Raw genomic sequence first — 23,555 nt, forward strand, 5'->3', positions numbered from 1 at the left:
ATCCGGCAAGGTTTTGCCTATATCAACGTTAGAGAATGAAGTGGTGACAGCGCGTCTTGCCGATCTCCCTCCTTGTGGGGGAGATGCCCGGCAGGGCAGAGGGGGGTAAGCCACACCCACGCCCCCCCCAAGGCTTAAATCTACGACCGAGCCAGCTCCGCCAATTGCGTCATGACCATCGCCGCACCCGCCAGCCGTTTTTCCGGCGTCGGCAGATCGCGGTTCAGGAACAGGCTGTGGTCCGGGCGGATTTTCGCCATCGAGCCCTGCTTGCCAATGTAACCGACAAGCGCTGCCGGATTTGGGAATTCCTTGTTGCGGAACTGCACAACCACGCCTTTCGGCCCGGCATCCACCTTCTCGACATTGGCCGTGCGGCAGAGCGACTTGATGTAGACGATCTTGAGGAGATGCTGCACTTCCTTCGGCAGCGGGCCGAAACGGTCGATCATTTCTGCGCCGAAGCCGTCGATCTCGCCTATATCCGCAAGCTCGCCGAGACGGCGGTAGAGACCCATGCGCAGATGCAGATCCGGCACGTAGTCTTCCGGGATCATCACCGAGGTGCCGACCGAGATTTGCGGCGACCAGCCGCTGTCGCGCACCTCTTCGTCACCCTTCACTTCGGCCACGGCCTCCTCCAGCATCTGCTGGTAAAGCTCGAAGCCGACTTCCTTGATGTGGCCGGACTGTTCTTCGCCAAGCAGATTGCCAGCGCCGCGAATATCGAGATCGTGGCTGGCAAGCTGGAAACCGGCGCCGAGTGTGTCGAGCGATTGCAGCACTTTCAGCCGCCGCTCCGCCATCGTCGTCAATACCTTGTTGACTGGAAGGGTGAACAGCGCGAAGGCGCGGACCTTGGAACGACCGACACGACCGCGCAGCTGGTAAAGCTGGGCGAGACCGAACATGTCGGCACGATGCACGATCAGCGTATTGGCGGTCGGCACGTCGAGGCCGGATTCGACGATGGTGGTCGAAAGCAGCACATCGTATTTGCCGTCATAGAAGGCGTTCATGATGTCTTCGAGTTCACCCGCCGCCATCTGGCCATGCGCCACCGCCACTTTCAGTTCCGGCACATCCGACTGCAGGAATGCATGGATATCGGCGAGATCGGCAAGGCGCGGGCAGACATAGAAGCTCTGGCCACCGCGATAATGCTCGCGCATCAGCGTTTCACGGATTACCAGCGGATCGAAGGGCGAAATGAAGGTGCGAACCGCCATGCGGTCCACTGGCGGCGTGGTGATGAGCGATAGCTCGCGCACGCCGGTCATGGCCAGCTGCAAGGTGCGCGGAATGGGTGTTGCCGACAGCGTCAGCACATGCACGTCGCTTTTCAGCTCCTTCAGCCGCTCCTTGTGCTTCACACCGAAATGCTGCTCCTCATCGATGATCAGCAGGCCGAGATTGGCGAAGCTTATGCCCGCACCGAGCAGCGCATGGGTGCCGACGACAATGTCGGTCTTTCCATCAGCCACTTCCTTCTTGGTGAGCGCAAGCTCCTTCGAACCCACAAGGCGCGAGGCCTGCTGCACCCGGATCGGCAGACCGCGAAACCGTTCGGAAAAGGTACGGAAATGCTGTCGCGCCAGAAGCGTGGTCGGCACCACCACCGCCACCTGAACGCCATTCATGGCGGCGAGGAAGGCGGCGCGCAAGGCCACTTCGGTCTTGCCGAAACCGACATCGCCGCAGATCAGGCGATCCATCGGCCGCCCGGCACCGAGATCGTCGCGAACAGCGTCGATGGCGTTCAGCTGGTCCTCGGTCTCGTCATAGGGGAAACGGGCGGCAAACTCGTCGTAAAGCCCGTCCGGTGCGATAAGCGCCGGCGCGTGGCGCACCAGACGCGCGGCTGCAATGCGGATAAGCTCGTCGGCCATATCGAGCAGGCGCTTCTTGAGCTTGGCCTTGCGCATCTGCCATGCGCCGCCACCGAGCTTGTCGAGCGTGGCTTCCGCGGCATCAGAACCATAGCGCGAGAGAAGATCGATGTTTTCGACCGGTAGGAACAGCTTGGCGTCGTCGGCATAATGCAGTTCCAGACAGGCGCGCGGCGCGCCCGCTGCCTCGATGGTCTGCAAACCGACGAAGCGACCGATGCCGTGTTCGGCGTGAACCACGAGCGAGCCTTCATCCAGCCCCGCCACTTCCGCGATGAAATCCGCGCCGCGCTTGCGGCGCTTGGAACGGCGCACCATGCGGTCGCCAAGAATATCCTGCTCGCCGATGATAGCGAGCGTTCCGGTCTCAAACCCGGCTTCGAGGCTCAGCACCGCCGAAGCCGCCTCACCCTTGCCGAGTTTCTCCACCTCTTTCAGCGATGTCACCGGCTTGATCTTTTCAAGCCCGTGTTCGTTCAAGACCTGCAACAGCCGGTCGAGCGAACCTTCCGACCAGCCGGTGATCAAAACCTTCCAGCCCTTGGCCCGGCGCTCGGCAATGTGCTTTACCGCCAGATCGAAAACATTGACCCGCTCTTCGCTGTCGCCTTCCGTCGGTGGACGTGCCCAGCGCGGACCAACATGGGCATCAAGCGTCGCGACCGGGCGACCTTCGCTATCGTGTTCGTTGAAGGGCGTCAGCCGCACCGCATTGACGCTTGCAAGCGCCGCCTCGAAGCTCTTGCCGTCGAGATAGATTTGCCCAGGCGATACCGGCTTGTAAGGCGCGCCCTGCGTCGAGCCCTTGGTCTCGCCGGAAGCCCGCCGCGCGTCGTAATAATCGAGGACCAGCTTGGAGCGTTCCTTCGCCGCCTCCCGCGCCGTATGGTCGGTGACGATACGGAAACCGCTGAGATAATCGAAGGCGGTTTCCAGCTCTTCGTAAAACAGAGGCAGCCAGTGCTCCATGCCGGCATAACGGCGACCTTCGGAGACGGCCTGATAAAGCGCATCGTCGCGCGTCGCCGCACCGAATAGCGACAGGTAATTCTTTCGGAACCGGCCGATCGTATCCGGCGTCAGCGTCACTTCGCTCATCGGATTGAGATCAAGCGAGCGCGCCTGTGCGATGGTGCGCTGGCTGGCCGGATCGAAGGTGCGGATGCTTTCCAGCGTATCGCCGAAGAAATCGAGCCGCACCGGCTCTTCGGTGCCCGGCACGAAGACATCGAGAATGCCGCCGCGCACGGCGAATTCACCCACTTCACGCACCGTCGCCACCCGGTCGAAACCGTTGCGCTCCAGCCGCGCGGCGATGTCCTCCATGCGGATCTGGTTGCCGGGCTTGGCCGAAAAGCCCAGGCTCTCGATAACGTCGCGCGGCGCCATCTTCTGCAGCATGGCGTTGACGGTGACGAGAACGATGGCCGGATGCGGTTTCTTGGCGTGATTGATGAGGCCGGCAAGTGCCGCGAGCCGGCGCGCCGAGGTGTCCGCACTCGGTGACACGCGGTCATAAGGCAGACAATCCCAGGCCGGCAGCGTCAACACCGGAATATCCGGCGCGACAAAACCAAGAATCTGTTCGAGATCGGCGACCCGCTGGCCGTCCGACATCACGTAAGCCACCGATGTTCCCGCCCGCGCCATATCGGCGAGCAGCAGGGCTTCCATGCCGGAGGGCACGTTTCCGATGGTCAGCGGCGTATCGGCCGACGCCACCAGCTTTGCATCGAATCCGGCTATCATGTTTCAGGCCTTCAGGGTTTCGGCTGTGACGAGATCGAAATCGGGACGGTAAGAGGCGATCTTCTCGAACAACGGGGTCTGGAATTTTTCCGGCACCGGCAGGGCACCCGTCACCATCTTGACGAGGTCGTTATCCTCTTCCGCCATGATGATTTCCAGCTCGTCGAGCTGATCGTCGGAAAGCCCGGCAATATTGTCTTCCGCAAATTGCCCGAGCACCAGATCCATCTCGCGAATGCCCCGGTGCCAGCAGCGGTAAAGTATCCGCCTGCGCCTCGGATCGAGGTCGGCGCTCGTGCGCACCAGTCCAGTCATCGCATTCACCTTTCGGTTGGCTATTCAACAGGATGTTGATTGCGCCCTCCTATAGAACAGGAGGCGAACGCTTGGAACCGGTTTTTATCGAAATAATGCCACGGCGGCTAAAATCTGCCGGTGATAAACAGCCTTTGTCGGGCGCCACGTCTTGCATAACGCGTCCCCTTCCCCGATTTTGCTGAGCATGCGTCCCGCCATTCTCGATCCGCTATTTGCTTCCGTCTCCACCCTTGCCGGTGTGGGGCCGAAGCTTGCCGACCTTCTGGCCAAACTGCTGAGCCGGGAAAATGCCGACGACACCCGCGTGATCGATCTTCTGTTCCACGCACCATCAAACGTCATCGACCGGCGCAACCGCCCCGGCATCGCGCTTGCCGCTCCCGGCGCCATTGTCACCATCCAGGGACGTGTCGACCGGCATCAGCCAGCTCCACCAGGCAATCGTTCCGCGCCCTACCGTGTTTTCCTGCATGACGAGACCGGGGAACTGGCGCTGACCTTCTTCCGCGCCAAGGGAGACTGGCTTTCCAAGGCCTTGCCCGTCGATGAAGAGGTTCTCGTCAGCGGCAAGGTGGACTGGTTCAACGGCCGCGCCTCCATGGTGCATCCGGATTTCATGGTGAAGCTTTCCGAATCCGAGAACCTGCCGCTGGTCGAAGCCGTTTATCCGATGACAGCCGGACTGTCTCCGAAGGTGCTGCGGCGGGCAATCGAAGGCGGACTTTCGAAACTGCCGGTCTTTCCCGAATGGATCGACGAAACGCTGAAGACCCGGCAGGGGTTCGGCGACGTGGCATCGAGCTTCCGTGAGTTGCACGATCCGCGCGACAGCGCCGATATCGATCCTCAGGCCCCGGCGCGCAGACGGCTTGCCTATGACGAATTCCTCGCCGGACAATTATCGCTGGCGCTGGTGCGGCAAAGACTGCGCAAGGTCGCGGGCCAGCCGATCCGCGCCAAGGGGGACATTGCTGCAAAAATCCTGTCGCAACTGCCCTTCTCCCTGACGCCGAGCCAGAATGCCTCGGTGAAAGATATCCTGACCGATATGGCCAGCGAGGACCGTATGTTGCGGCTGTTGCAGGGCGATGTCGGCGCGGGCAAGACGCTGGTGGCGCTGATGGCTATGGCAACCGCCGTCGAGGCCGGCGGACAGGCGGTGTTGATGGCCCCGACCGAAATTCTTGCCCGGCAGCATTTCGCCACCATCTCCAAACTCGCCAATGCCGCGGGCATCACTGTTGAGGTGCTGACCGGCCGCACCAAGGGCAAGGAGCGTCGCGAGATCGAAGAACGCGTGGCCTCCGGTGAGGCACAGATCGTCATCGGCACCCACGCGCTGTTCCAGGACAGCGTGAGTTACAAGAACCTCGTGCTGGCCGTGGTGGATGAGCAGCACCGTTTCGGCGTACACCAGCGCCTGCGTCTCACCGCCAAGGGCATCACGCCGCATATGCTTGTTATGACCGCCACGCCCATTCCGCGCACGCTGGTGCTGGCCGCCTTCGGCGACATGGATGTATCAAAACTCACCGAAAAACCGGCTGGCCGAAAACCCATCCAGACCGTGACAATCCCCACAGAGCGCATCGGCGACATCGTCGAGCGGCTGCGCGCCGCGCTGAAGGAGGGCAAGAAGGCCTACTGGATCTGCCCGCTGGTGGAGGAGACGGAAGAGTCCGACCTGATGTCGGCGGAAGAACGACATGCGGTTCTCTCGCAGATGCTCGGTGTCAATATCGGTCTCATCCATGGGCGCATGAGCGGCCCGGAGAAGGACGCCGCCATGCTGGCTTTCAAGAACGGCGAAACCCGGCTGCTGGTGGCAACGACAGTGGTGGAAGTGGGTGTCGACGTTCCGGACGCCACGATCATGGTCATCGAACATGCCGAACGTTTCGGCCTCGCCCAGCTTCACCAGCTGCGTGGCCGGGTTGGACGCGGTGACGAGGCCTCCACCTGCATCCTGCTCTACAAGGGGCCGCTCAGCGAAAACGGCCGCGCCCGACTTTCCATCCTGCGCGACAGCGAGGACGGCTTCCTGATTGCCGAAGAGGATTTGAAGCTGCGCGGCGAAGGCGAACTCCTCGGCACCCGCCAGTCCGGCACCCCGGGCTTCCGCATCGCCAGCCTCGAAGCCCATGCCGATCTCCTGGAAATCGCCCGCAAGGACGCCGCCTATGTCATCGAGCGCGACCCCGAACTGACCGGCCCGCGCGGCGAAAGCCTGCGCACCCTGCTCTATCTGCACCGCCGCGACGAAGCTATCCGCTTCCTGCACGCCGGCTGAAAGTGAACCGCCATGAACATGATCGACCCACGCCGCCCACCGCCCGCCTTCAGAAAGGGCTACGCGCTCTGCTCGCCGCAAAACATCCTGCAACCCGACACCTTCGCCAAAAGCCAGAAGAAAGCGATCGGCAAGGCCTTCAAAAAGCCCGGCCGCAAGAAGGCATGGACCGAGGCACTGGAACAGGGCTGGAGCGTGCGGCTGGTCTACATGCGGCTTTTCGTCCCCGTGTTCCATGCGACCACGACGGGAACAGAGGTGGATGATCTCGATGACGAGGATTGATTTGGTCCATTCAATAGACTAATCTAAAGCGAGATTTAACGCTTAAGGTTAGCCATGCAGATATCCGTAACTGATGCAAAAGGCCAACTGACAGAATTGGTACGACGCGCCGAGGCCGGGGACGAAATCATTCTCACCCGGCATGGTCATGCAGCAGTGCGGCTGGTTCCAGTGGTTGTTGTGGCGGATAAAAAATCCCGCAGGGCCGTGCTTGATAAAGTGCGCGCGGCCGTCGCGACCAAGAGCGACGATGGCCCGGATGCCGCGCATAGTCAGGATTTCCTTTATGACGAGCACGGCCTTCCAAAATGATGGTCATCGATACATCTGCTCTGCTTGCAATCCTGCTTGATGAACCCACAGCAAATGCATGTGCCATGGCTCTCGATACGGATGAACCATTGCTGATATCCGCCGGTACGCTTGCCGAAGCTGTGATCGTAGCGCAAAGACGTGGCCGCAGCCGGGAACTCGAGATGCTGATCGAAGGGCTGAGCGTCGAAATCAAGCCCGTTACTGCTAAATCAATCCGTGGCATTTCGGAAGCCTATCGCATCTGGGGAAAGGGTATCCACCCCGCCGGGCTGAATTTCGGAGACTGCTTTGCCTATGAGCTGGCAAAAGCTGAAGGCTGCCCTTTGCTTTATGTCGGCAACGACTTTTCGCAAACAGATATCAGCGGCCTCCTGTAACGCTCAAACCGGCGCAATCATTTTCGGCGGCGTGAAATCCGGAGCCACCAGGCCACCTGAAATCAGCAGTTTCGCCGCGTCTTCCGGTGTCATGTCCAGCATCACGATCTTGTCCTTCGGCACGAACAGCAGGAAACCCGCCGTCGGCACCGGAGTCGGTGGCAGGAAGACGGCAACCATCTCCTGGCCCATCTCGTTGAAGCGATGGGCAAGCTCTCCCTTGACCTCCGAGGATACGAATACCATCGCCCAGGTGCCGGGTGACGGAAACTCGATCAGGCCGACCTTCTTGAAAGAGTTCGAATGCTCTTTCAGGACGGATTCGAACAGCTGCTTGATGCTCTTGTAGATCGGCCGCACCAGCGGCATGCGGTTGAGAACGGATTCGCCGACGCCGACGATCCATTTGCCAATGAGGTTGTTGCCGAGAAAGCCGATGAGTGTGATGCCGATGACGGCGATCAGCAGGCCGAAGCCGGGGATCGCCACATCGAAATATTGCTCGGGATCGTAACGGGCGGGAATATAGGGCTTAACCCAGCTATCCGCCCATTGCAGGAAGCTCCATACCAGCCACATGGTGATGGTGACAGGCGCAAGGATGAGGACGCCCGTGAGGAAGCTGTTGCGCAGACGGGCTGCGAATGAAATTTTGACTGGAATATCGGTCATTTACCGTTCGGAATTAAGCGTTGTCGCTATCGAAACCCGGATGAAAACCGACAATGCCGGATGGAGTTCCGCCATGCAAGCGAAGAACTGTGAAATATTCGTCAGGAATCCCCTTGCCGCTCAGGCCCTCAACATGGCGAAAACCGAAGCGGCCGTAATAGTCCGGATCGCCAGCGACAACTGCGCCAGAAGCACTCAGACGGTCCAGCGCGGCAAGCCCTTCCCGAACCAGCCCTGAGCCGACACCCTGCCTTTGCCGGTCCGGCGCCACCGATAAGGGCGCAAGACAGAACCAGCCGGTCTCGCCTCCCGACAGTGTTACCGGTGAAAAACCGATATGGCCGATGATGCCTTCGCTGTCCTCGGCAACCAGAGAAACAGTCAGCGCACCGGCCTTGCGAAGCCGTTCGATGATCACATGTTCCGTCTTGTCGCTGTAGTCGACGTTACGGAAGGCGTCTTCCGTAACGCGAGCAATCGCCTCTTCATCACCTTGCCGCTCCGGCCGGATGATCATTCCACCGTCACCGATTTCGCCAGATTGCGTGGCTGGTCCACATCCGTGCCCATGAAGACGGCGGTGTGATAGGCCAGCAGCTGGATCGGTAGCGAGAAGACCATCGGCGCGATCAGCTCGTCGACATTGGGCAACGTGATCGTCGCCATGGTGTCGAGCTTGGAGGCAGCGGCGCCCTTCTCGTCGGTGATGAAGATGATGCGGCCACCGCGCGCGGCCACTTCCTGCATGTTCGAAACGGTCTTTTCAAAAAAGCGGTCATGCGGCGCGATGACGATGACAGGCATGTTCTCGTCGATCAGTGCGATTGGCCCATGCTTCAGCTCGCCGGCTGCATAACCTTCGGCATGGATATATGAAATTTCCTTGAGCTTCAGTGCGCCTTCCAGCGCCAGCGGGAAGCTGGTGCCGCGGCCGAGATAAAGTACATCCTTGAAGCGCGACAGATCGCGCGAGAGCGCCTCGATCTGCGGCTGGATGAGGTTCAGCACCTTGCTCATGATGCGCGGCATCTCGATAAGCTGTTGCACCAGCTCCTTTTCCTCGCCTGGCTTCAACGTGCCGCGCGCCTTGCCCGCGGCAACCGCGAGCGAAGCGAGCACGGCAAGCTGGCAGGTGAAGGCCTTGGTGGAGGCCACGCCGATTTCCGGGCCGGCGAGGATCGGAAAGATCGCATCCGATTCGCGCGCCATGGTCGATTCACGTGTATTGACCACTGCGCCGATCTTCAGTCCCTCTTGCTGGCAGTAACGCAAGGCCGCCAGCGTATCGGCGGTTTCGCCCGATTGCGAAATGAACAGCGCGGCCTGCGTGGGAACGAGCGGTATCTCGCGGTAACGGAATTCCGATGCGACATCGATTTCCACCGGCAGGCGCGCGTAACGTTCGAACCAGTATTTGCCGATCAGGCCGGAAAGATAGGCCGTGCCGCAGGCGGAAATGGCAAGGCCGGAAAGCCTGGCGAAATCGATTGCCTTATCGGCATCCTTCACGGTTTTGGAGGCGAAATCCACATAGTGGCTAAGCGCATGGGAAATGACTTCCGGCTGCTCATAGATTTCCTTTTCCATGAAATGGCGGTGGTTGCCCTTGTCGACCACGAAAGCCGTCGCCTGCGAAATCTGGCGCTCGCGTTTCACCGGCTTGCCGGAGAAATCGATGATTTCCGCACCGTCACGGGTCACGATGGCGCAGTCGCCATCCACCAGATAGGTGATCTCATTGGTGAAAGGCGAAAGCGCGATCGCGTCGGACCCCAGGAACATCTCGCCCCTGCCGTAACCGACGGCAAGCGGCGGGCCGGAGCGCGCCGAAAGCAGCGTATTGGGATCGTCCTGAAACATCACCACCAGCGCATAGGCACCGGTCACGTGGTTCAGCATCTTCAGCATCGCCTCGCGATGGCCAAGCCCTTCGCGGGTGTATTTTGCCAGAAGCTGCGCCACCACTTCGGTGTCGGTCTGGGTGGTGAAGGTTGCACCCTCGGCGCTCAGTTCCTCGCGCAATTCGGAGAAGTTTTCGATGATGCCGTTATGAACGACGGCAACGCCTTCGACGAAATGCGGGTGGGCGTTGGTTTCGTTTGGCACGCCGTGCGTCGCCCAGCGCGTATGCGCGATGCCCACGACACCTGGCAGCGGCTTTTCAGAGACCAGCTTTTCCAGATTGAACAGCTTGCCTTCCGCCCGGCGACGGTCCATGGCGCCATTGTCGATGGTGGCGACACCCGCCGAATCGTAACCGCGATATTCGAGGCGCTTCAGCGCATCGACAAGCCGTTCAGCAACGGGCTGCGTTCCGACAATTCCGACAATTCCGCACATATATTTCTCCAGACGGCGATCTCTTCACCGAAACTTCCAGAGTATTTCCGCCTTCCCTGAAATGCGAAAATACACCACCTTTTTGTTCTGACGCATTTCCGGACGTAAAACCGCTGCGCACCTTTACTGGAAATGCTTTAACCGTTTCTCTGAAATCGGCAATTATCCCGCCGGTCACTTTCAGTATCGCTCGGTAACGTCATCTAAGAGGATTTTTTCTTCGCTTCCTTCAGCGCTTTCGCCCGCTCGCGCAAGGCCACCGCCCTGCCCGGTTTCACCTCCTGGCGCGCGCGCCCGAAAGCCAGCGCATCGGCAGGCACGTCATCGGTAATCACGCTGCCGGAGGCGATATAGGCCCGCTCTCCAATGGAGACGGGAGCAACCAGCGACGAATTCGAGCCGATGAAGCTGTTGGCTCCGATCCGCGTTTCGGACTTGTTGTAACCGTCATAATTGCAGGTGATGGCACCCGCGCCGATATTGCTGCCTGCACCCACGAAAGCATCGCCGATATAGGTCAAATGGTTGACCTTTGCGCCCTCGCCGATCTCGGCCTTCTTGACCTCACAGAAATTGCCGACCTTGGCATTGGCATGCAGGTTTGCACCCGGACGCAACCGCGCAAAGGGACCGACAACCGCACCCTCGGCCAGATAGGCCCCTTCCAGATGCGAAAATGCATGAATGATCGCACCCGGCTCGATCGTCACGCCGGGACCGAAAACGACGTTGGGCTCGATCAGGACATCCTGACCGATCTTCGTATCGAAGGAAAGGAATACTGTCTCAGGCGCGATCATCGAAACACCGTCGACCATCAATTCGTGACGGCGGCGCTCCTGCCAGAGCCTCTCGATGAAGGCGAGTTCGGCGCGGTTGTTGCAGCCGGTCAATTCCTTTTCCGGCGCATCGATGGCAATGGCGCGGCGGCCGAGAGAACGGGCGATCTCGACGATGTCAGTCAGATAATATTCGCCCTTAACATTGCTGTTGCCGATCCGATCCAGCAGATCCAGCGCATTGCGGCCGTTGATGGCCATCAATCCGCTGTTGCACCAGGTGACCTTGCGCTCCTCGTCGGTGGCGTCCTTTTCCTCGCGGATCGCGACCAGCTCGCCATTCTCGACCAGAAGCCGCCCGTAACCCGTGGGACGGTCGGTATGGAACCCGATAACGGCGACATCGGCACCGTCGGCAATCGCCTCGCGCGCCCTGTCGAGCGTGGCTGAGGTGATGAGCGGCACATCGCCATAAGCGACGATGACATCGTCAAAACCGCGTTCGATCGCCTCGCGTGCGGCAAGAACCGCATGACCGGTGCCCTTGCGTTCCTTTTGCAGGAAAGCCTCGACCTGCAGGCCCTTGAGACTTGCCGCAGCAGCGACATTGTCGGCATCGCGCCCGACCACCAGCGCCACCGCGCCGACGCCCGCTCCAGCAACAGCCTCCACCACATGCCCGATCATCGGGCGTCCAGCGACCGGATGAAGCACCTTGGACTTCGAAGACTTCATGCGCGTGCTGTCGCCCGCTGCGAGAATAACGGCTAGAGAGCTGCGCTCCATAAGACCTCCAACACCCCGTCACCGGCCACAGGCGGCCCGGACAGGAGCAATGTTTGACTTTACGCCGGCCGGCACTGCGGACGGGCGTATGGGTGATTTCTTTCCGGCACTGCTATAACGGCGCCCCACTTAAGAAACCATGCAAATCTCCACCAAATTTCCACGCCGATTTTCATCAAACGTGATCAGCGGCAGGCTGGCATGATCTATGGGCGGGAGTTACGGGCCGTGAATTCGAGTATCTGCTGACGGCCGTTTTCAATCAGCCTTTCCATCTCGCGCCGGGCTGCCCCCTCATCGCGCAGGCGAAACGCTTCGACGAGTCGCAGGTGAGAGGCAGACACGTCGGAAATCTCGTTGGGATCGGCTTCCGGGTTGCTCATCCGGAAAATGCCCGCCAGCGCCGCCTTTATCAGCGAACCGACGGTGCGCATGAACGGGTTGCCGGACATTTCGGTGATGAGAACGTGGAAATTCATATCCGCAAGCGCGCGCTTTTCCTTGGAATAAGCCGTGTTGCCCATCTCGTTGGCGTAAGCGACAAGCCTTGCGATATCGGCGTCTTTTGCCCTGGCGGCAGCAAGACCCGCGCCATAGGGTTCGAACGCCTGGCGGATATCGTAGAGATGCAGCAGGAATTCCTCGCTGACACCAGCCTCGAAGTGCCAGAGCAGCACCTCGCTGTCGAACATGTTCCAGCTTTCGCGCTCCGTCACACGGGTACCGATGCGCGCCTTGGGGGAGATCATGCCCTTGGCGGTGAGCGTCTTCATCGCCTCGCGAAGCACCGTTCGAGAGACTTTCAGCCGCTCCATCAGCTCGGCATCGCCCGGCAGGATGTCACCCGTCTTGAAAACTCCAGACACGATATCGAGACCGAGCTTGTGAACGACCTGAGCATGATTTGTCCGCAACTTTCGAAAACCGATCGCCGCATCGAGCATTCCGCGCTGCAAATTCCATGTCCTTCCGTTCGGTTGAAGATGTAAAAATCGCGCCTGACTTGTGTAATCCAGGAAAGCAGCCCGATTTTCAACGCAGAATACAGTGAAAAACATCAACGCGCGTGAAAAGCAAAGCCAAACTTCGTTCGAACAATAAAACACATCAAAATAACAAAGACCGCGCATGAATTGCATGCGCGGTCCCGTTAGCAGCTAGTACCTGCGTGTCATATTATTGCGGCAACTTGTCGTCCACGCCGGCAACGTAGAAGTTGAGGCCGAGCAGAACGCCGTCTTCAGCCTTCTCACCCGCCTTCAGCCATTCCGAACCGTCCTGCTTCTTCACCGGACCGGTAAAGGGGTGCAACTCGCCCGACTTGATCTTGGCTTCGGTTTCCTCAGCCATCTTCTTCACGTCATCAGGCATGTTGGTGTAAGGCGCCATGGTCAGGATGCCGTCCTTCAGGCCGTCCCAGATGGATTCGGACTTCCACGTGCCGTCAAGCAGGGCCTGCGTGCGCTTGATGTAATAAGCGCCCCAGGTGTCCTTGATCGCGGTCAGCTGTGTCTCCGGACCGGCCTTGATCATATCGGAAGCCTGACCGAAGGCCTTGATGCCGCGCTCGGCTGCAACCTGCATCGGAGCAGTCGTATCGGTGTGCTGCGTCAGGATATCGACGCCCTGGTCGATAAGCGCCTTGGCGGCATCGGCTTCCTTGCCGGGGTCAAACCAGGTGTTGGCCCAGACGACCTTGACCTTGAACTCAGGATTGACGGACTGCGCGCCAAGAACGAAAGCGTCGATGCCCATCACCACTTCCGGGATCGGGAAGGAAGCGATGTAGCCGGCAACACCCTTCTTCGACATCTTTGCGGCGATCTGGCCCTGAATGTAGCGGCCTTCATAGAAACGCGAATTGTAGGTTGCGACGTTTTCGGCGGTCTTGAAGCCGGTGGCGTGCTCGAACTTCACCTTGGGGAACTTCTGGGCAACCTTAACGGTCGCATCCATGAAGCCGAAGGAAGTGGTGAAGACCAGCTCACAGCCGGAACGTGCCATGCGCTCGATGGCGCGTTCGGCATCCGGGCCTTCCGGAACGCTTTCGAGGAACGGCGTTTCGATCTTGTCGCCGAAATGCTTCTGCAGCTCTTCGCGACCGATTTCATGCGCCTGCGTCCAGCCGCCATCGGTGCGGCTGCCGACATAGATGAAGCAGACCTTCTTTGCGTCGGCGGCCTCAGCCGAAGAAACGACGCCTCCAAGAGCCGCTATGGAAGCAGCAAGTGCGATGACCAGTTTTTTCATTTTTACCCCTGTTTGGTTTGGAGACTGGAAGTTTTTCTCACCGGTCCGGCACGAAGGATTTGCCCAGTGATGCCGGCGTGTTGATCAAGGTCGTGCGGCGATTATGCGAGATGATGACCAGCACGACAATAGTTGCGATATAGGGCAGCGCCGAAAGCAGTTGCGACGGCACGCCAATGCCGAATGCCTGGGCGTGCAACTGCCCTATGGTGACAGCGCCGAACAGATAACCGCCTGCGAGCACACGCCATGGACGCCAGGACGCGAAGACGACGAGCGCCAGTGCAATCCAGCCACGCCCGGCCGACATGTTTTCCACCCATTGCGGCGTATAGACCAGCGAAAGCTGCGCGCCGGCAAGCCCCGCGCACGCACCACCGAACATGACAGCCAGATAGCGTGTGCGGATGACATTGATGCCAAGCGCATGGGCAGAACCGTGATTGTCGCCGATGGCGCGGATCTTGAGACCCGTGCGGCTCTTGAACAGAAACCAGCTTATGCCGGCAACGAGCGCGATGGACATGTAGAAGATCAGGTCTTGCCGGAACAGCAAGGGGCCGATGAAGGGTATCTCCGACAGCACCGGAAAGACGATGGGCTGCAGCTTGACGCCCGGCAGGCCAACGAAGCTTTCGCCCAGCATGCCGGAAACGCCAAGACCGAGAATGGTCAGCGCAAGTCCCGTCGCCACCTGGTTGGTAACGAGCGTCAGCGTCAGGAAACCGAAGAGCAGCGAGAAAACCGCGCCCGACGCGATACCGGCCAGAATGCCGAGATAGGGCGAACCGGTCATATGCGCGGCAGCGAAAGCGCAGACCGCACCCATGATCATCATGCCCTCGACGCCGAGATTGAGGACGCCGGAGCGTTCCGCCACCAGCTCGCCCGAGGCGGCAAGGACGAGCGGTGTGGCGGCAGTGATGATCGTGAGAAGGATGGCCTGAAGCATATCCATCATGCCGCTCCTTGGCTGTTACGCGCCTTGCCGGTGAAGACGATCCTGATGCGGTAAAAGATCAACGTATCGCAGGAGAGTACGAAGAACAGCATCAACCCCTGAAACACACGCGTCACCTTGTCAGACACACCGATGGAAAGCTGCGCCGCCTCACCACCAAGATAGGTCAGTGCAAGCACCAGCCCGGAGAGGATGATACCGAGCGGATTGAGGCGGCCGAGAAAGGCGACGATGATGGCGGTGAAGCCGTAACCCGGAGAAATGCTGGGTTGAAGATGGCCGATGGAGCCGGAGGCTTCCGAAATGCCCGCAAGCCCGGCAAGCGCGCCGGAAAGCAGCATCGAAAACCAGACCATGCGGCTCGATGAGAAACCGGCGAAACGCCCTGCCCGCGCCGATTGGCCGAGAACCGTGACCTCGAAGCCTTTCAGCATGTAACGCATCATGAACCACAGCGCGATGGCCGCCACGATGGCAAACACGAAACCCCAATGCGCCCGGCCCGATGCCAGCATTTCCGGCAGCACTGCGCTCTCGTTGAAGGGCTTCGTCTGCGGGAAGTTATAGCCGCCCGGATCGCGCCAGATGCCGCGCGTCAGCCAGTCGAGAAAAAGCTGCGCGACGTAGACCAGCATCAGGCTGACGAGGATTTCGTTGGTGTTGAACTTCGTCTTCAACAGCGCCGGAATACCGGCATAGAGTGCGCCGCCGATGGCGCCCATAAGCAGCATCAATGGCAGGATGAGTGGCGAATGCCAGTCCGGATAAAGCACCGGCAGGATGGAACCGGTGATCGCGCCGATGGTGAATTGTCCTTCCGCGCCGATGTTCCAGTTGTTGGAGCGATAACAGATAGACAGGCCAACCGCGATCAGGATCAGCGGTGCGGCCTTGATCGCCAGCTCGTGCAGCGACCAGACCTCCAGCAGTGGCTCGATGAAAAAGGCGTAAAGCGCATCGAGCGGATTTTTACCGAGTATGGCGAACATGATGGCGCCGACGAGCAGCGTCAGCACCAGTGCCAGAAGCGGCGAGAGAAGGGTAAATAGCTTCGAGATCCCTGCCCGTTTTTCAAGCTCAATGCGCATGCTGGGCGGCTCCTGACTGTGTGTGGACGCCGCCCATCAGCAGGCCGATCTTTTCAAGCGTCATGTCTTCCACCGGATAGGCCTGCGAAAGCTGCCCATCGGAAATGACCGCGATATTGGTGGCGACCTCGAAGATTTCATCGAGGTCCTGGCTGATGACGATGACGGCCGAGCCGGCTTTGGCAAGATCGACCAGCGCCTGCCGGATACGGCTCGCCGCCCCCGCATCCACACCCCATGTCGGCTGGTTGACAACAAGCACGGCCGGTTGACGATCGAGTTCGCGCCCGACGATGAATTTTTGCAGATTGCCACCCGACAGCGATCCCGCCAGCGGATCTGCCCCGCTTTTGCGCACATCCATGGTTTCCGATATGCGCCGCGCCGCCGCCTTGATAGCTGAACCCCTGACGATGCGCAGAAAACCGCCCGTCAGAAAGGCCTTACGGTCGGAGCGCGCCCGCGCCAGCAGAAGATTGTCGGAAAGGCTCATGCCGGGAACGGCGGCATGGCCGTGGCGCTCCTCGGGTACGAAACCGGCGCCCATCAGCCGCCGGCCATTGATGCCGATGCGACCGACCGGCTTGCCGCGGAGATGGATCGCATCATTATTATAGACGGGATATTCGCCGGAGAGCGCATCGAACAACTCGCCCTGCCCGTTTCCGGCGACCCCGGCAATCGCCAGCACTTCGCCGGCGCGCACAGTCATGGAAACCGCTTTCAACGCCACGGCAAAGGGCGTGCGTGGCGCAACGGAAAGCCCCATGACTTCGATCTGCGGTTGACCGAGGGCATCGCCCGTCGGTCGCGAAACGCTTGCGACATCGCTGCCTACCATCATGCGCGCCAGAGATGCCGGTGTTTCCTTGCGCGGATCGCAGGCGCCCGTAACCTTGCCATGGCGCAGAACGGTGGCGCGGTCGCAGATACGCTGCACCTCTTCCAGCCGGTGGCTGATATAAAGCACCGAACGGCCTTCGGCCTTCAGCTTCGCCAGCGTCTCGAACAGTTTGTCCGCCTCCTGCGGCGTCAAAACCGAGGTCGGCTCGTCGAGAATGATAAGGCGCGGGTTCTGCAACAGGGCGCGCACGATCTCGATACGCTGGCGCTCGCCAACCGAAAGATCTGCGACATGCGCATTGGGATCGAGAGGCAGGCCATAGGCGCGCGAAAGCTGTTCCGCTTCCTTGGCGATTTCCTTCAATGAAATTTTCGGGTCCAGCGACAGGGCGATGTTTTCAGCAACCGTCAACGCCTCAAACAGGGAGAAATGCTGGAAGACCATGCCGATGCCGAGCCTGCGGGCCTCGCTTGGCGAACCTATGGAAACCGGCTGACCCTGCCAGACGATATCACCCTCGCTCGGCGAGAGCACGCCGAACAGCATCTTGACGAGCGTGGACTTGCCCGCACCGTTTTCACCCAGGAGCGCGTGGATTTCGCCCGGCGCTATATCGAGGTCGATGCCGTTGCATGCGGCGAAATTGCCGAACAGCTTGGTCAGCTTGCGAACGGACAGGAGAGGCACGGCCTCCGGCGCCATAGTTCCAGTCACGAATTCCCTCTCTACACCGGCTACCCATGCTTTCTTCGAAGCATTTCAGCAACCGTGGTCATTGTTCCCAATCAGGCTACAACACGTATGCAATGCTGCGCGATCATGATTTATTGATAACTGTTTTGCTGCTCCGCACAACTGAAAAAGACGTTGCTTAAATGCAATTTGCACAAGCAATAAACGGCTTTACGCTTCTCTTATTTCGCGCCGAGCGCGGGGAAAAACTGCAATATTCCGCCGATGCAATAGAGATAAAGCCCGCTCGCCACGAAGCCGATCACCGCCCAGGTCGGCGTTTCGAAATGCATCAGCAACGCATAACCGCCAAGCGCACACCAGACGAACACGATTGCCAGATTAAGCGGCCGCAATCGCTTCACGCGCACCGGATGCAGGAAATTGATCGGCAGGAATGTCAGGAACACCGAAACGGTAACAACAGTCATGGCTGTTGTGGCGCTGGCATCCATGACGAACAGCGTGAACACCACCATGTTCCACACCACCGGAAAGCCGGAGAAGAAATATTCGTCCGTCTTCATGCCCATGTCGGCGTAATAGATGGCGCTCGACACCACGATCATGCCAGCCGCAACGAAGGATAGCGGCTCGCCGATCATGCCGCTCTGGTAAAGCGCAAAGGCGGGCAAGAGCACATAGGTGACATAGTCGATGATATTGTCGAGCGTATCGCCGGACCAGTTGGGCAGAACTTCCTTCACCCGAACCTTGCGGGCGATGGGCCCGTCAATGCCATCCACCAGCAGCGCAAGCCCCAGCCACCAGAACATGTCGACAAAGCGGTGTTCGGAAGCGGCGACGACGCCAAGAAAAGCCAGAAACGACCCGGATGCCGTCAAAATATGAACGGAAAAGGCGCGGATTTCCGCGTAGGGAACACGCCTGTAGTTGAAAATTTTCATGGTCAGCGTCTGCGCCCCGCTTTTCATCCGCCCTGTTCATTCCGGTATGCGGCCATTCACCACGCTTTGCAACCGGCTGATCTGGCTTATCCTAGGACTAATATAGCGGTACAACCAACGAATGTTTACGCCGGGATGTTCCGGGGTCAAAGTGGATTTACCCGCGCAAAGCCTTTATGATGCCTTGGAAATAACAACGGATCAGGACTATGAGACACTTCGATATCGCCATCACCGGTGCGGGACTTGCGGGCCAGATTGCGGCCATAGCTCTTGCGCGGGCGGGCCGCCACGTGGCGCTTGTTGCGCCCTCCAGCGAAAAGAAGGACCGGCGCACGACGGCGCTGATGGACCAGTCGATCCGCTTCATGGACCGCCTTGGCCTCTGGTCGCGCATAGCCCCTGCCGCAGCCCGTCTTTCCACCATGCAGATCATTGACGGCACCGACCGCCTGCTGCGCGCGCCCACCGTGCAGTTCCGCTCCTCTGAAATCGGGCTGGATGCATTCGGCTGGAATATTCCCAATGAGGCGCTGCTTGGCGTGCTTAGCGAAGCGGTCGAACAGGAACACAATATTACCCGCTTCGAAACCACCGCCGAGACGATTGATATCGGCAACGACCGTGTATCGGTAACACTTGGCGATGGTGAAGCGCTCTCCGCAGATTTTCTGATCGGCGCGGATGGCAGGAAGTCGATGGTGCGGGATGCAGCCGCAATCGGCGTCAAATCCTGGTCCTATCCGCAGACGGCCATCGTTTTGAACTTCAGCCATAGCCGGCCGCACGGCAATGTCTCGACAGAATTCCATACGCCCACGGGCCCTTTCACGCAGGTTCCCCTGCCCGCCGACCGCTCCAGCCTCGTCTGGGTTGTCACTCCAGCGCAAGCGGAAGAGCTGACGGCACTGCCGCTTGGCGCGCTCAGCCTCAGGGTGGAGGAGCGCATGCAATCCATGCTCGGCGCCGTTGCGGTGGAAGACAGCGTGCAGGCATGGCCACTGTCTTCCATGACCGCGCATCGCTTCGGCAAGGGCCGCGTCGCCCTGATCGGCGAGGCCGCACATGGTTTCCCGCCCATCGGCGCACAGGGTCTGAACCTCAGCCTGCGCGACATCATCGCCCTCACCGACCTGCTCGGCGCCGTCTCCGACCGCCCGATTGCGGCGGATGCCGGCAGTAGCTTCGACCGCAAGCGGCGGGCGGATGTCTACACCCGCACCCTCAGCGTCGATCTCCTCAACCGGTCGCTGCTTTCCGATCTACTGCCGGTGCAGATGGCGCGTGCGGCTGGTCTGCATGTGCTATCCGGCATCGGCACGCTCAGAAGCATGGTCATGCGCGAAGGCATCGAGCCGGGGCGCGGGCTGAAGGCCCTGCCCTCGCTGCTGTTCGGCGGCTTCAAAAAGGCTGGATGAAATAAACCACGCCCGTCAGCGTGAAGACCGAAAGCACCGTCGAGATCAGGATCGTCGCCGACGCCCTCTCCTGCCAGACGTGATATTGCTGGCCGATGACGAAGACATTTGTCGCGGTCGGCAAGCCCGCAAGCAGCACGGCGGAATAGATCCATACCGGTTCGAACCGCCCGAGCGACGAGAGCACAAGATAAGCGGCAAGCGGATGCAGGATAAGCTTTGCCGGGACGATATAGCTGATTTCGACCGGCACCCGCTTCATTGGCCGCAGCGCCAGCGTGACACCCATGGCAAACAGAGCGCAGGGTGCTGCCGATTGCGCCAGATAATCCACCAGCCGCTGCACCGCCTCCGGCGGCTGCCATGACAGCGAAGCGGCCAGAAAACCGGCGATTACCGACACGATGAACGGGTGAGTAATGACCTTGCGCGCCACATCCAGCGCAAGCCTTGCTGCAGAGCGCTTGTCACCGCCCGCAACCGCCATCATCGCCGGTGCGACGATGAAATGGGCGGCGTTTTCGAGACAGACGATCAGCGCGACGGGCACTGCCGCTTTTTCACCGAGCGCCAAAAGCGCAAGCCCCGGACCCATATAACCAATATTGCCGTAGCTTGCCGCGAAACTCTGGATCGTCGTTTCGGCGAGATTGTTCTTTCTCACGAACCGGCCGATCAGGAACACAGCCAAGAAAATGCCGTAGGTGCAGGCAAGACTGGCGGCAACGAAATCCATGCGCGTCAGTTCTTCCACCGGCGTTTTCGACACCAGCTTGAAAAACAGCGCCGGAAGCGCCGCATAAATGATGAAGGTGTTCAGCCAGCCCATCGCCTCGACAGGCTGTTTCGTTATGCGCGCCGCGCCATAGCCGATGAAGATCAGGCCGAAAAACGGCAAAAGCAATCCGACGATATCGGCCACAGTCTTTCCCCCGCGTATGAAATACGCGGGGAGGCTTAGCCGATTTTCATCAGGATCGGAAAGGTCTCCTGGAACCAGATCGCCACATTGGTGATGAAACCGGTCATGAAAGCGAGACCGGTGAGCACCAGCAACACACCCATCAGCTTTTCCACAAGACCGAGATGGCGGCGGAAACGGACGAGGAAACGCATGAAGGAACCGGAAAAGGCTGCAGCAATCCAGAATGGCACCGCAAGGCCAAGCGAATAGACCGCAAGCAGCATCGCGCCATCTCCAACCGTGTCACGCGAGGCGGCAACGCCGAGGATCGCGCCGAGGACAGGACCGATGCAGGGCGTCCAGCCGAAGGCAAAGGCAAGGCCCATGACATAGGCGCCGGAAAGCGTGGCCGGTTTGCCCGCCCCCTGAAACCGCGCCTCACGCGAAAACAGGCCAATGCGGAAAACACCGAGAAAGTTAAGGCCCATCAGGATGATGATGAAACCGCCAATCTTGGCGAGAATATCGAGGTTCTGGCGCAACAGCGTGCCGATCGTCGAAGCACCGGCACCCAGCGCCACGAAGACCGTGGCAAAACCGAGCGTGAAGAAGAAAGCCGAAAACAGCACGGCCCGGCGGATTTCAGGCCGCGGCGCGGTATTCTCCGTCCTGAACTGCTCCACCGAAACACCGGCCATATAGCAGAGGTAAGGCGGCACCAACGGCAGGACGCAGGGCGACAGAAATGACAGGGCACCGGCCAGAAGCGCGCTGAACAGGGAAATATCGGCAATCGACAAGAAAGAACTCCGCATTGACGCATGTCTCCCAAAAGCGGGAATCGGTTTTGGGATAACGTCACGCGCAAAAAGATCAGCAAGGCACGTCGCGATTCCCGAGATTCGCCGCGTTTCACGCTCTCATTTTGGCGCATGCCATTGCCGCAAAACGATTTCACCCGTTTGCCAGACATGTCTGAAGCCGCTTTTATCCCCAGCCGCCCCCTCTCTCCAATCACCTTTTCGGGGGTGCGACAAAAAAAACCGGATTGATTGTAGAAAGCGCTTTTTTTGGGTTGACCGAACGGATCGCTCTACCTATGTTCCGCGCACTTCCGAAGGGCATCCCAGCCCCGACACGGGAGAGCGTAGCTCAGCCGGTAGAGCAACTGACTTTTAATCAGTAGGTCCAGGGTTCGGATCCCTGCGCTCTCACCACCTTCATAAAAGATATCAGTAAGTTAAGACGCATAATGCCCATCGATATGTTCGCTGGCGGTAACGATATGCGCTTGCGCCGCGTGACTTGAAGTTGCGTCCCGACAGACCTCGTCCCTGAAACTGCCTCCCAGAATAACGCAAATCGCCGCCCTCCCCGACACGCCGTCCCCTGGCTCGCGAACCGGCCGATAAGGCCGCTCAATGCAAAGCATGGTACGATGGCGTGTGCTAATACCTGATCCGTGTAGGGGCGGCCTTCGGTCCGGAGTCGGTTGTCGGATTGGCGCGAGCCAAGGGAGAAAGAACAATGGCAACCCATATCGAAGACGACAGTGACATGCTCATACCTCAGGACCTGGCGGAGGGAGCGAGCCGTTATCTGGGGAAACCGCTTGAGCTGCTGCCAGACAGGGAAAAAGCAATATTTCGTCGTCTTGCAGCAAGGCGCACCATCTCGGCGGACGCGAATGCGGTTTTCGACGAGAGACTGACGCCCGGCCAGCGGCTTGCGGATGCGGTTGCCAAATTCGGTGGTTCCTGGACCTTTATCCTTATATTTGCGGCTTTGCTTGCGATATGGCTGAGCGCAAACATTATCGCGGCTTCGAACGCCTTCGATCCCTACCCGTTCATTTTCCTCAACCTCATCTTATCCATGCTCGCAGCGGTTCAGGCGCCGGTGATCATGATGAGCCAGAACCGCCATGCGGCCAAGGATCGGATCGACGCCGCACATGACTACGAGGTCAATCTGAAGGCAGAGATCGAAATCATGGCGCTGCACGATAAGTTCGATCGGATGCGCTCTATCGAGCTGAAAGCCCTCGTCGATAAACAGCAGCAGCAGATCGACCTTTTGACAAAACTCGTGCTGAAACAAACAGGCTAGAAAATTTACGCCAAAATACGGAAAATCGCGCCCGCGCGCCGATTCCATGTGCAACGGAACGCGCTTTGTGTGCCGGTCGTACAGTAGCAGCTGCAGCACTTCATGGATGGTTTCCAGACAAGCTATGTGCTTGCACATCCCTCATATAGAGCGCAGAATAAACCAATGGCAGCATTTGAAGCGGGCGCTGTTGTGTTAAAGTGCATCTGCCTTGGCCCCAACCAAGGAGGACGAAATGTCTTCCATCAATCGAAAACGAAATGTCGATCCAGATCGTGCGCCCCTGCTCGTCAAGGCGATCGGCAGGCTTGAAAAAGGTGCTGCAACGTTATGCGGCTCCACGAAACTCGACGCGTGCAGGCGAGTTCTGATCGCCGCCATTCGGCGTAGTTCCGGCAGGCGTAAACCAATCCCGGCTGCGTCGGCTCCTCACCATAAGAACCGGGAAATATTTCAGTTTACCCAAAAATCCGGAAGCCCGGCTGTCGAGAGATGGGAAAATGAAGGCGGCGCGATCAGATGATCGTTGTCACCTGCCCAG

The 23,555-nt window shown here is 59.5% G+C and carries 21 protein-coding genes and 1 tRNA gene; 8 read left to right on the forward strand and 14 right to left on the reverse strand.

The window, feature by feature from the left end:
• Positions 1-140: 140 nt before the first annotated feature.
• Positions 141-3,638, reverse strand: coding sequence for a transcription-repair coupling factor (gene mfd / locus RBH71_RS21030; protein WP_003515737.1), 3,498 nt, complete (start codon positions 3,636-3,638; stop codon positions 141-143).
• A 3-nt stretch (positions 3,639-3,641) separates the two neighbouring features.
• On the reverse strand, positions 3,642-3,953 hold the full coding sequence (locus RBH71_RS21035) for a succinate dehydrogenase assembly factor 2 (protein ID WP_003515739.1): 312 nt from the start codon (positions 3,951-3,953) through the stop codon (positions 3,642-3,644).
• A 187-nt stretch (positions 3,954-4,140) separates the two neighbouring features.
• Here RBH71_RS21035 and recG point away from each other — a divergent pair, with 187 nt between their 5' ends.
• From recG to RBH71_RS21055, 4 genes are read left to right on the forward strand one after another with little or no spacing between them, the layout of a single operon-like run.
• Positions 4,141-6,246, forward strand: coding sequence for an ATP-dependent DNA helicase RecG (gene recG / locus RBH71_RS21040; protein WP_003515741.1), 2,106 nt, complete (start codon positions 4,141-4,143; stop codon positions 6,244-6,246).
• Between the two features lie 12 nt (positions 6,247-6,258).
• Entirely contained in the window at positions 6,259-6,531 is a 273-nt protein-coding gene (locus tag RBH71_RS21045; protein WP_003515743.1) for a hypothetical protein, read from the forward strand.
• A gap of 54 nt (positions 6,532-6,585) precedes the next feature.
• Positions 6,586-6,843, forward strand: coding sequence for a type II toxin-antitoxin system Phd/YefM family antitoxin (locus RBH71_RS21050; protein ID WP_003515745.1), 258 nt, complete (start codon positions 6,586-6,588; stop codon positions 6,841-6,843).
• The gene (locus RBH71_RS21055) at positions 6,840-7,223 is read left to right on the forward strand and encodes a type II toxin-antitoxin system VapC family toxin (protein ID WP_003515747.1); all 384 of its coding nucleotides are present in this window, start codon (positions 6,840-6,842) and stop codon (positions 7,221-7,223) included. The genes RBH71_RS21050 and RBH71_RS21055 overlap by 4 nt, the downstream gene beginning before the upstream one ends.
• A gap of 3 nt (positions 7,224-7,226) precedes the next feature.
• Here the strand turns inward: RBH71_RS21055 and RBH71_RS21060 are convergent, their stop codons facing one another.
• The 10 genes from RBH71_RS21060 to pcsA form a co-directional block, all read right to left on the reverse strand.
• Complete coding sequence (locus tag RBH71_RS21060; protein WP_003515749.1) at positions 7,227-7,895, reverse strand: DUF502 domain-containing protein; 669 nt, start codon at positions 7,893-7,895, stop codon at positions 7,227-7,229.
• 13 nt (positions 7,896-7,908) lie between these two features.
• Positions 7,909-8,412 carry a GNAT family N-acetyltransferase gene (locus RBH71_RS21065; RefSeq protein ID WP_003515751.1) on the reverse strand — a complete coding sequence of 168 codons (504 nt, stop codon included), beginning with the start codon at positions 8,410-8,412 and terminating at the stop codon, positions 7,909-7,911.
• Positions 8,409-10,235 carry a glutamine--fructose-6-phosphate transaminase (isomerizing) gene (gene glmS / locus RBH71_RS21070; RefSeq protein ID WP_003515753.1) on the reverse strand — a complete coding sequence of 609 codons (1,827 nt, stop codon included), beginning with the start codon at positions 10,233-10,235 and terminating at the stop codon, positions 8,409-8,411. The genes RBH71_RS21065 and glmS overlap by 4 nt, the downstream gene beginning before the upstream one ends.
• A gap of 203 nt (positions 10,236-10,438) precedes the next feature.
• Positions 10,439-11,800 carry a bifunctional UDP-N-acetylglucosamine diphosphorylase/glucosamine-1-phosphate N-acetyltransferase GlmU gene (gene glmU / locus RBH71_RS21075; protein WP_003515755.1) on the reverse strand — a complete coding sequence of 454 codons (1,362 nt, stop codon included), beginning with the start codon at positions 11,798-11,800 and terminating at the stop codon, positions 10,439-10,441.
• A gap of 206 nt (positions 11,801-12,006) precedes the next feature.
• A complete protein-coding gene (locus RBH71_RS21080; RefSeq protein WP_003515757.1) occupies positions 12,007-12,744 on the reverse strand; it encodes a FadR/GntR family transcriptional regulator in 738 nt (245 codons plus the stop codon).
• Positions 12,745-12,976: 232 nt separating this feature from the next.
• Positions 12,977-14,050 (reverse strand): BMP family ABC transporter substrate-binding protein, encoded by a 1,074-nt coding sequence (locus tag RBH71_RS21085; RefSeq protein WP_003515759.1) that lies wholly within the window; start codon positions 14,048-14,050, stop codon positions 12,977-12,979.
• 37 nt (positions 14,051-14,087) lie between these two features.
• A complete protein-coding gene (locus RBH71_RS21090; protein WP_003515761.1) occupies positions 14,088-15,008 on the reverse strand; it encodes an ABC transporter permease in 921 nt (306 codons plus the stop codon).
• Complete coding sequence (locus RBH71_RS21095) at positions 15,008-16,099, reverse strand: ABC transporter permease (protein ID WP_003515763.1); 1,092 nt, start codon at positions 16,097-16,099, stop codon at positions 15,008-15,010. The genes RBH71_RS21090 and RBH71_RS21095 overlap by 1 nt, the downstream gene beginning before the upstream one ends.
• Positions 16,089-17,645: an ABC transporter ATP-binding protein gene (locus RBH71_RS21100; protein WP_003515765.1), complete on the reverse strand. Its 1,557-nt coding sequence runs from the start codon at positions 17,643-17,645 to the stop codon at positions 16,089-16,091. The genes RBH71_RS21095 and RBH71_RS21100 overlap by 11 nt, the downstream gene beginning before the upstream one ends.
• A 212-nt stretch (positions 17,646-17,857) precedes the next feature.
• Positions 17,858-18,583 carry a phosphatidylcholine synthase gene (gene pcsA / locus RBH71_RS21105; protein WP_003515766.1) on the reverse strand — a complete coding sequence of 242 codons (726 nt, stop codon included), beginning with the start codon at positions 18,581-18,583 and terminating at the stop codon, positions 17,858-17,860.
• Between the two features lie 209 nt (positions 18,584-18,792).
• Here pcsA and RBH71_RS21110 point away from each other — a divergent pair, with 209 nt between their 5' ends.
• Positions 18,793-20,001 carry a UbiH/UbiF family hydroxylase gene (locus RBH71_RS21110; protein ID WP_323687482.1) on the forward strand — a complete coding sequence of 403 codons (1,209 nt, stop codon included), beginning with the start codon at positions 18,793-18,795 and terminating at the stop codon, positions 19,999-20,001.
• Here RBH71_RS21110 and RBH71_RS21115 read toward each other — a convergent pair.
• Together RBH71_RS21115 and RBH71_RS21120 are read right to left on the reverse strand one after the other, a co-directional pair.
• A complete protein-coding gene (locus RBH71_RS21115) occupies positions 19,985-20,923 on the reverse strand; it encodes an AEC family transporter (protein ID WP_003515770.1) in 939 nt (312 codons plus the stop codon). The genes RBH71_RS21110 and RBH71_RS21115 overlap by 17 nt on opposite strands.
• Positions 20,924-20,958: 35 nt before the next feature.
• The gene (locus RBH71_RS21120) at positions 20,959-21,705 is read right to left on the reverse strand and encodes a cytochrome c biogenesis CcdA family protein (RefSeq protein WP_025593718.1); all 747 of its coding nucleotides are present in this window, start codon (positions 21,703-21,705) and stop codon (positions 20,959-20,961) included.
• 341 nt (positions 21,706-22,046) lie between these two features.
• Between RBH71_RS21120 and RBH71_RS21125 the strand changes: the two genes are divergently transcribed.
• The 3 genes from RBH71_RS21125 to RBH71_RS21135 all read left to right on the forward strand — a co-directional run bounded on the left by RBH71_RS21125 (position 22,047) and on the right by RBH71_RS21135 (position 23,537).
• A tRNA-Lys gene (locus tag RBH71_RS21125) sits at positions 22,047-22,122 on the forward strand.
• A 310-nt stretch (positions 22,123-22,432) separates the two neighbouring features.
• Positions 22,433-23,014 (forward strand): DUF1003 domain-containing protein, encoded by a 582-nt coding sequence (locus RBH71_RS21130; RefSeq protein ID WP_003515941.1) that lies wholly within the window; start codon positions 22,433-22,435, stop codon positions 23,012-23,014.
• A gap of 235 nt (positions 23,015-23,249) precedes the next feature.
• Complete coding sequence (locus RBH71_RS21135; RefSeq protein ID WP_157998942.1) at positions 23,250-23,537, forward strand: hypothetical protein; 288 nt, start codon at positions 23,250-23,252, stop codon at positions 23,535-23,537.
• The last annotated feature ends 18 nt before the right edge of the window (positions 23,538-23,555 follow it).

The organism is Rhizobium sp. AN68 (genome assembly GCF_030758035.1).
GTDB lineage: Bacteria > Pseudomonadota > Alphaproteobacteria > Rhizobiales > Rhizobiaceae > Agrobacterium > Agrobacterium tumefaciens.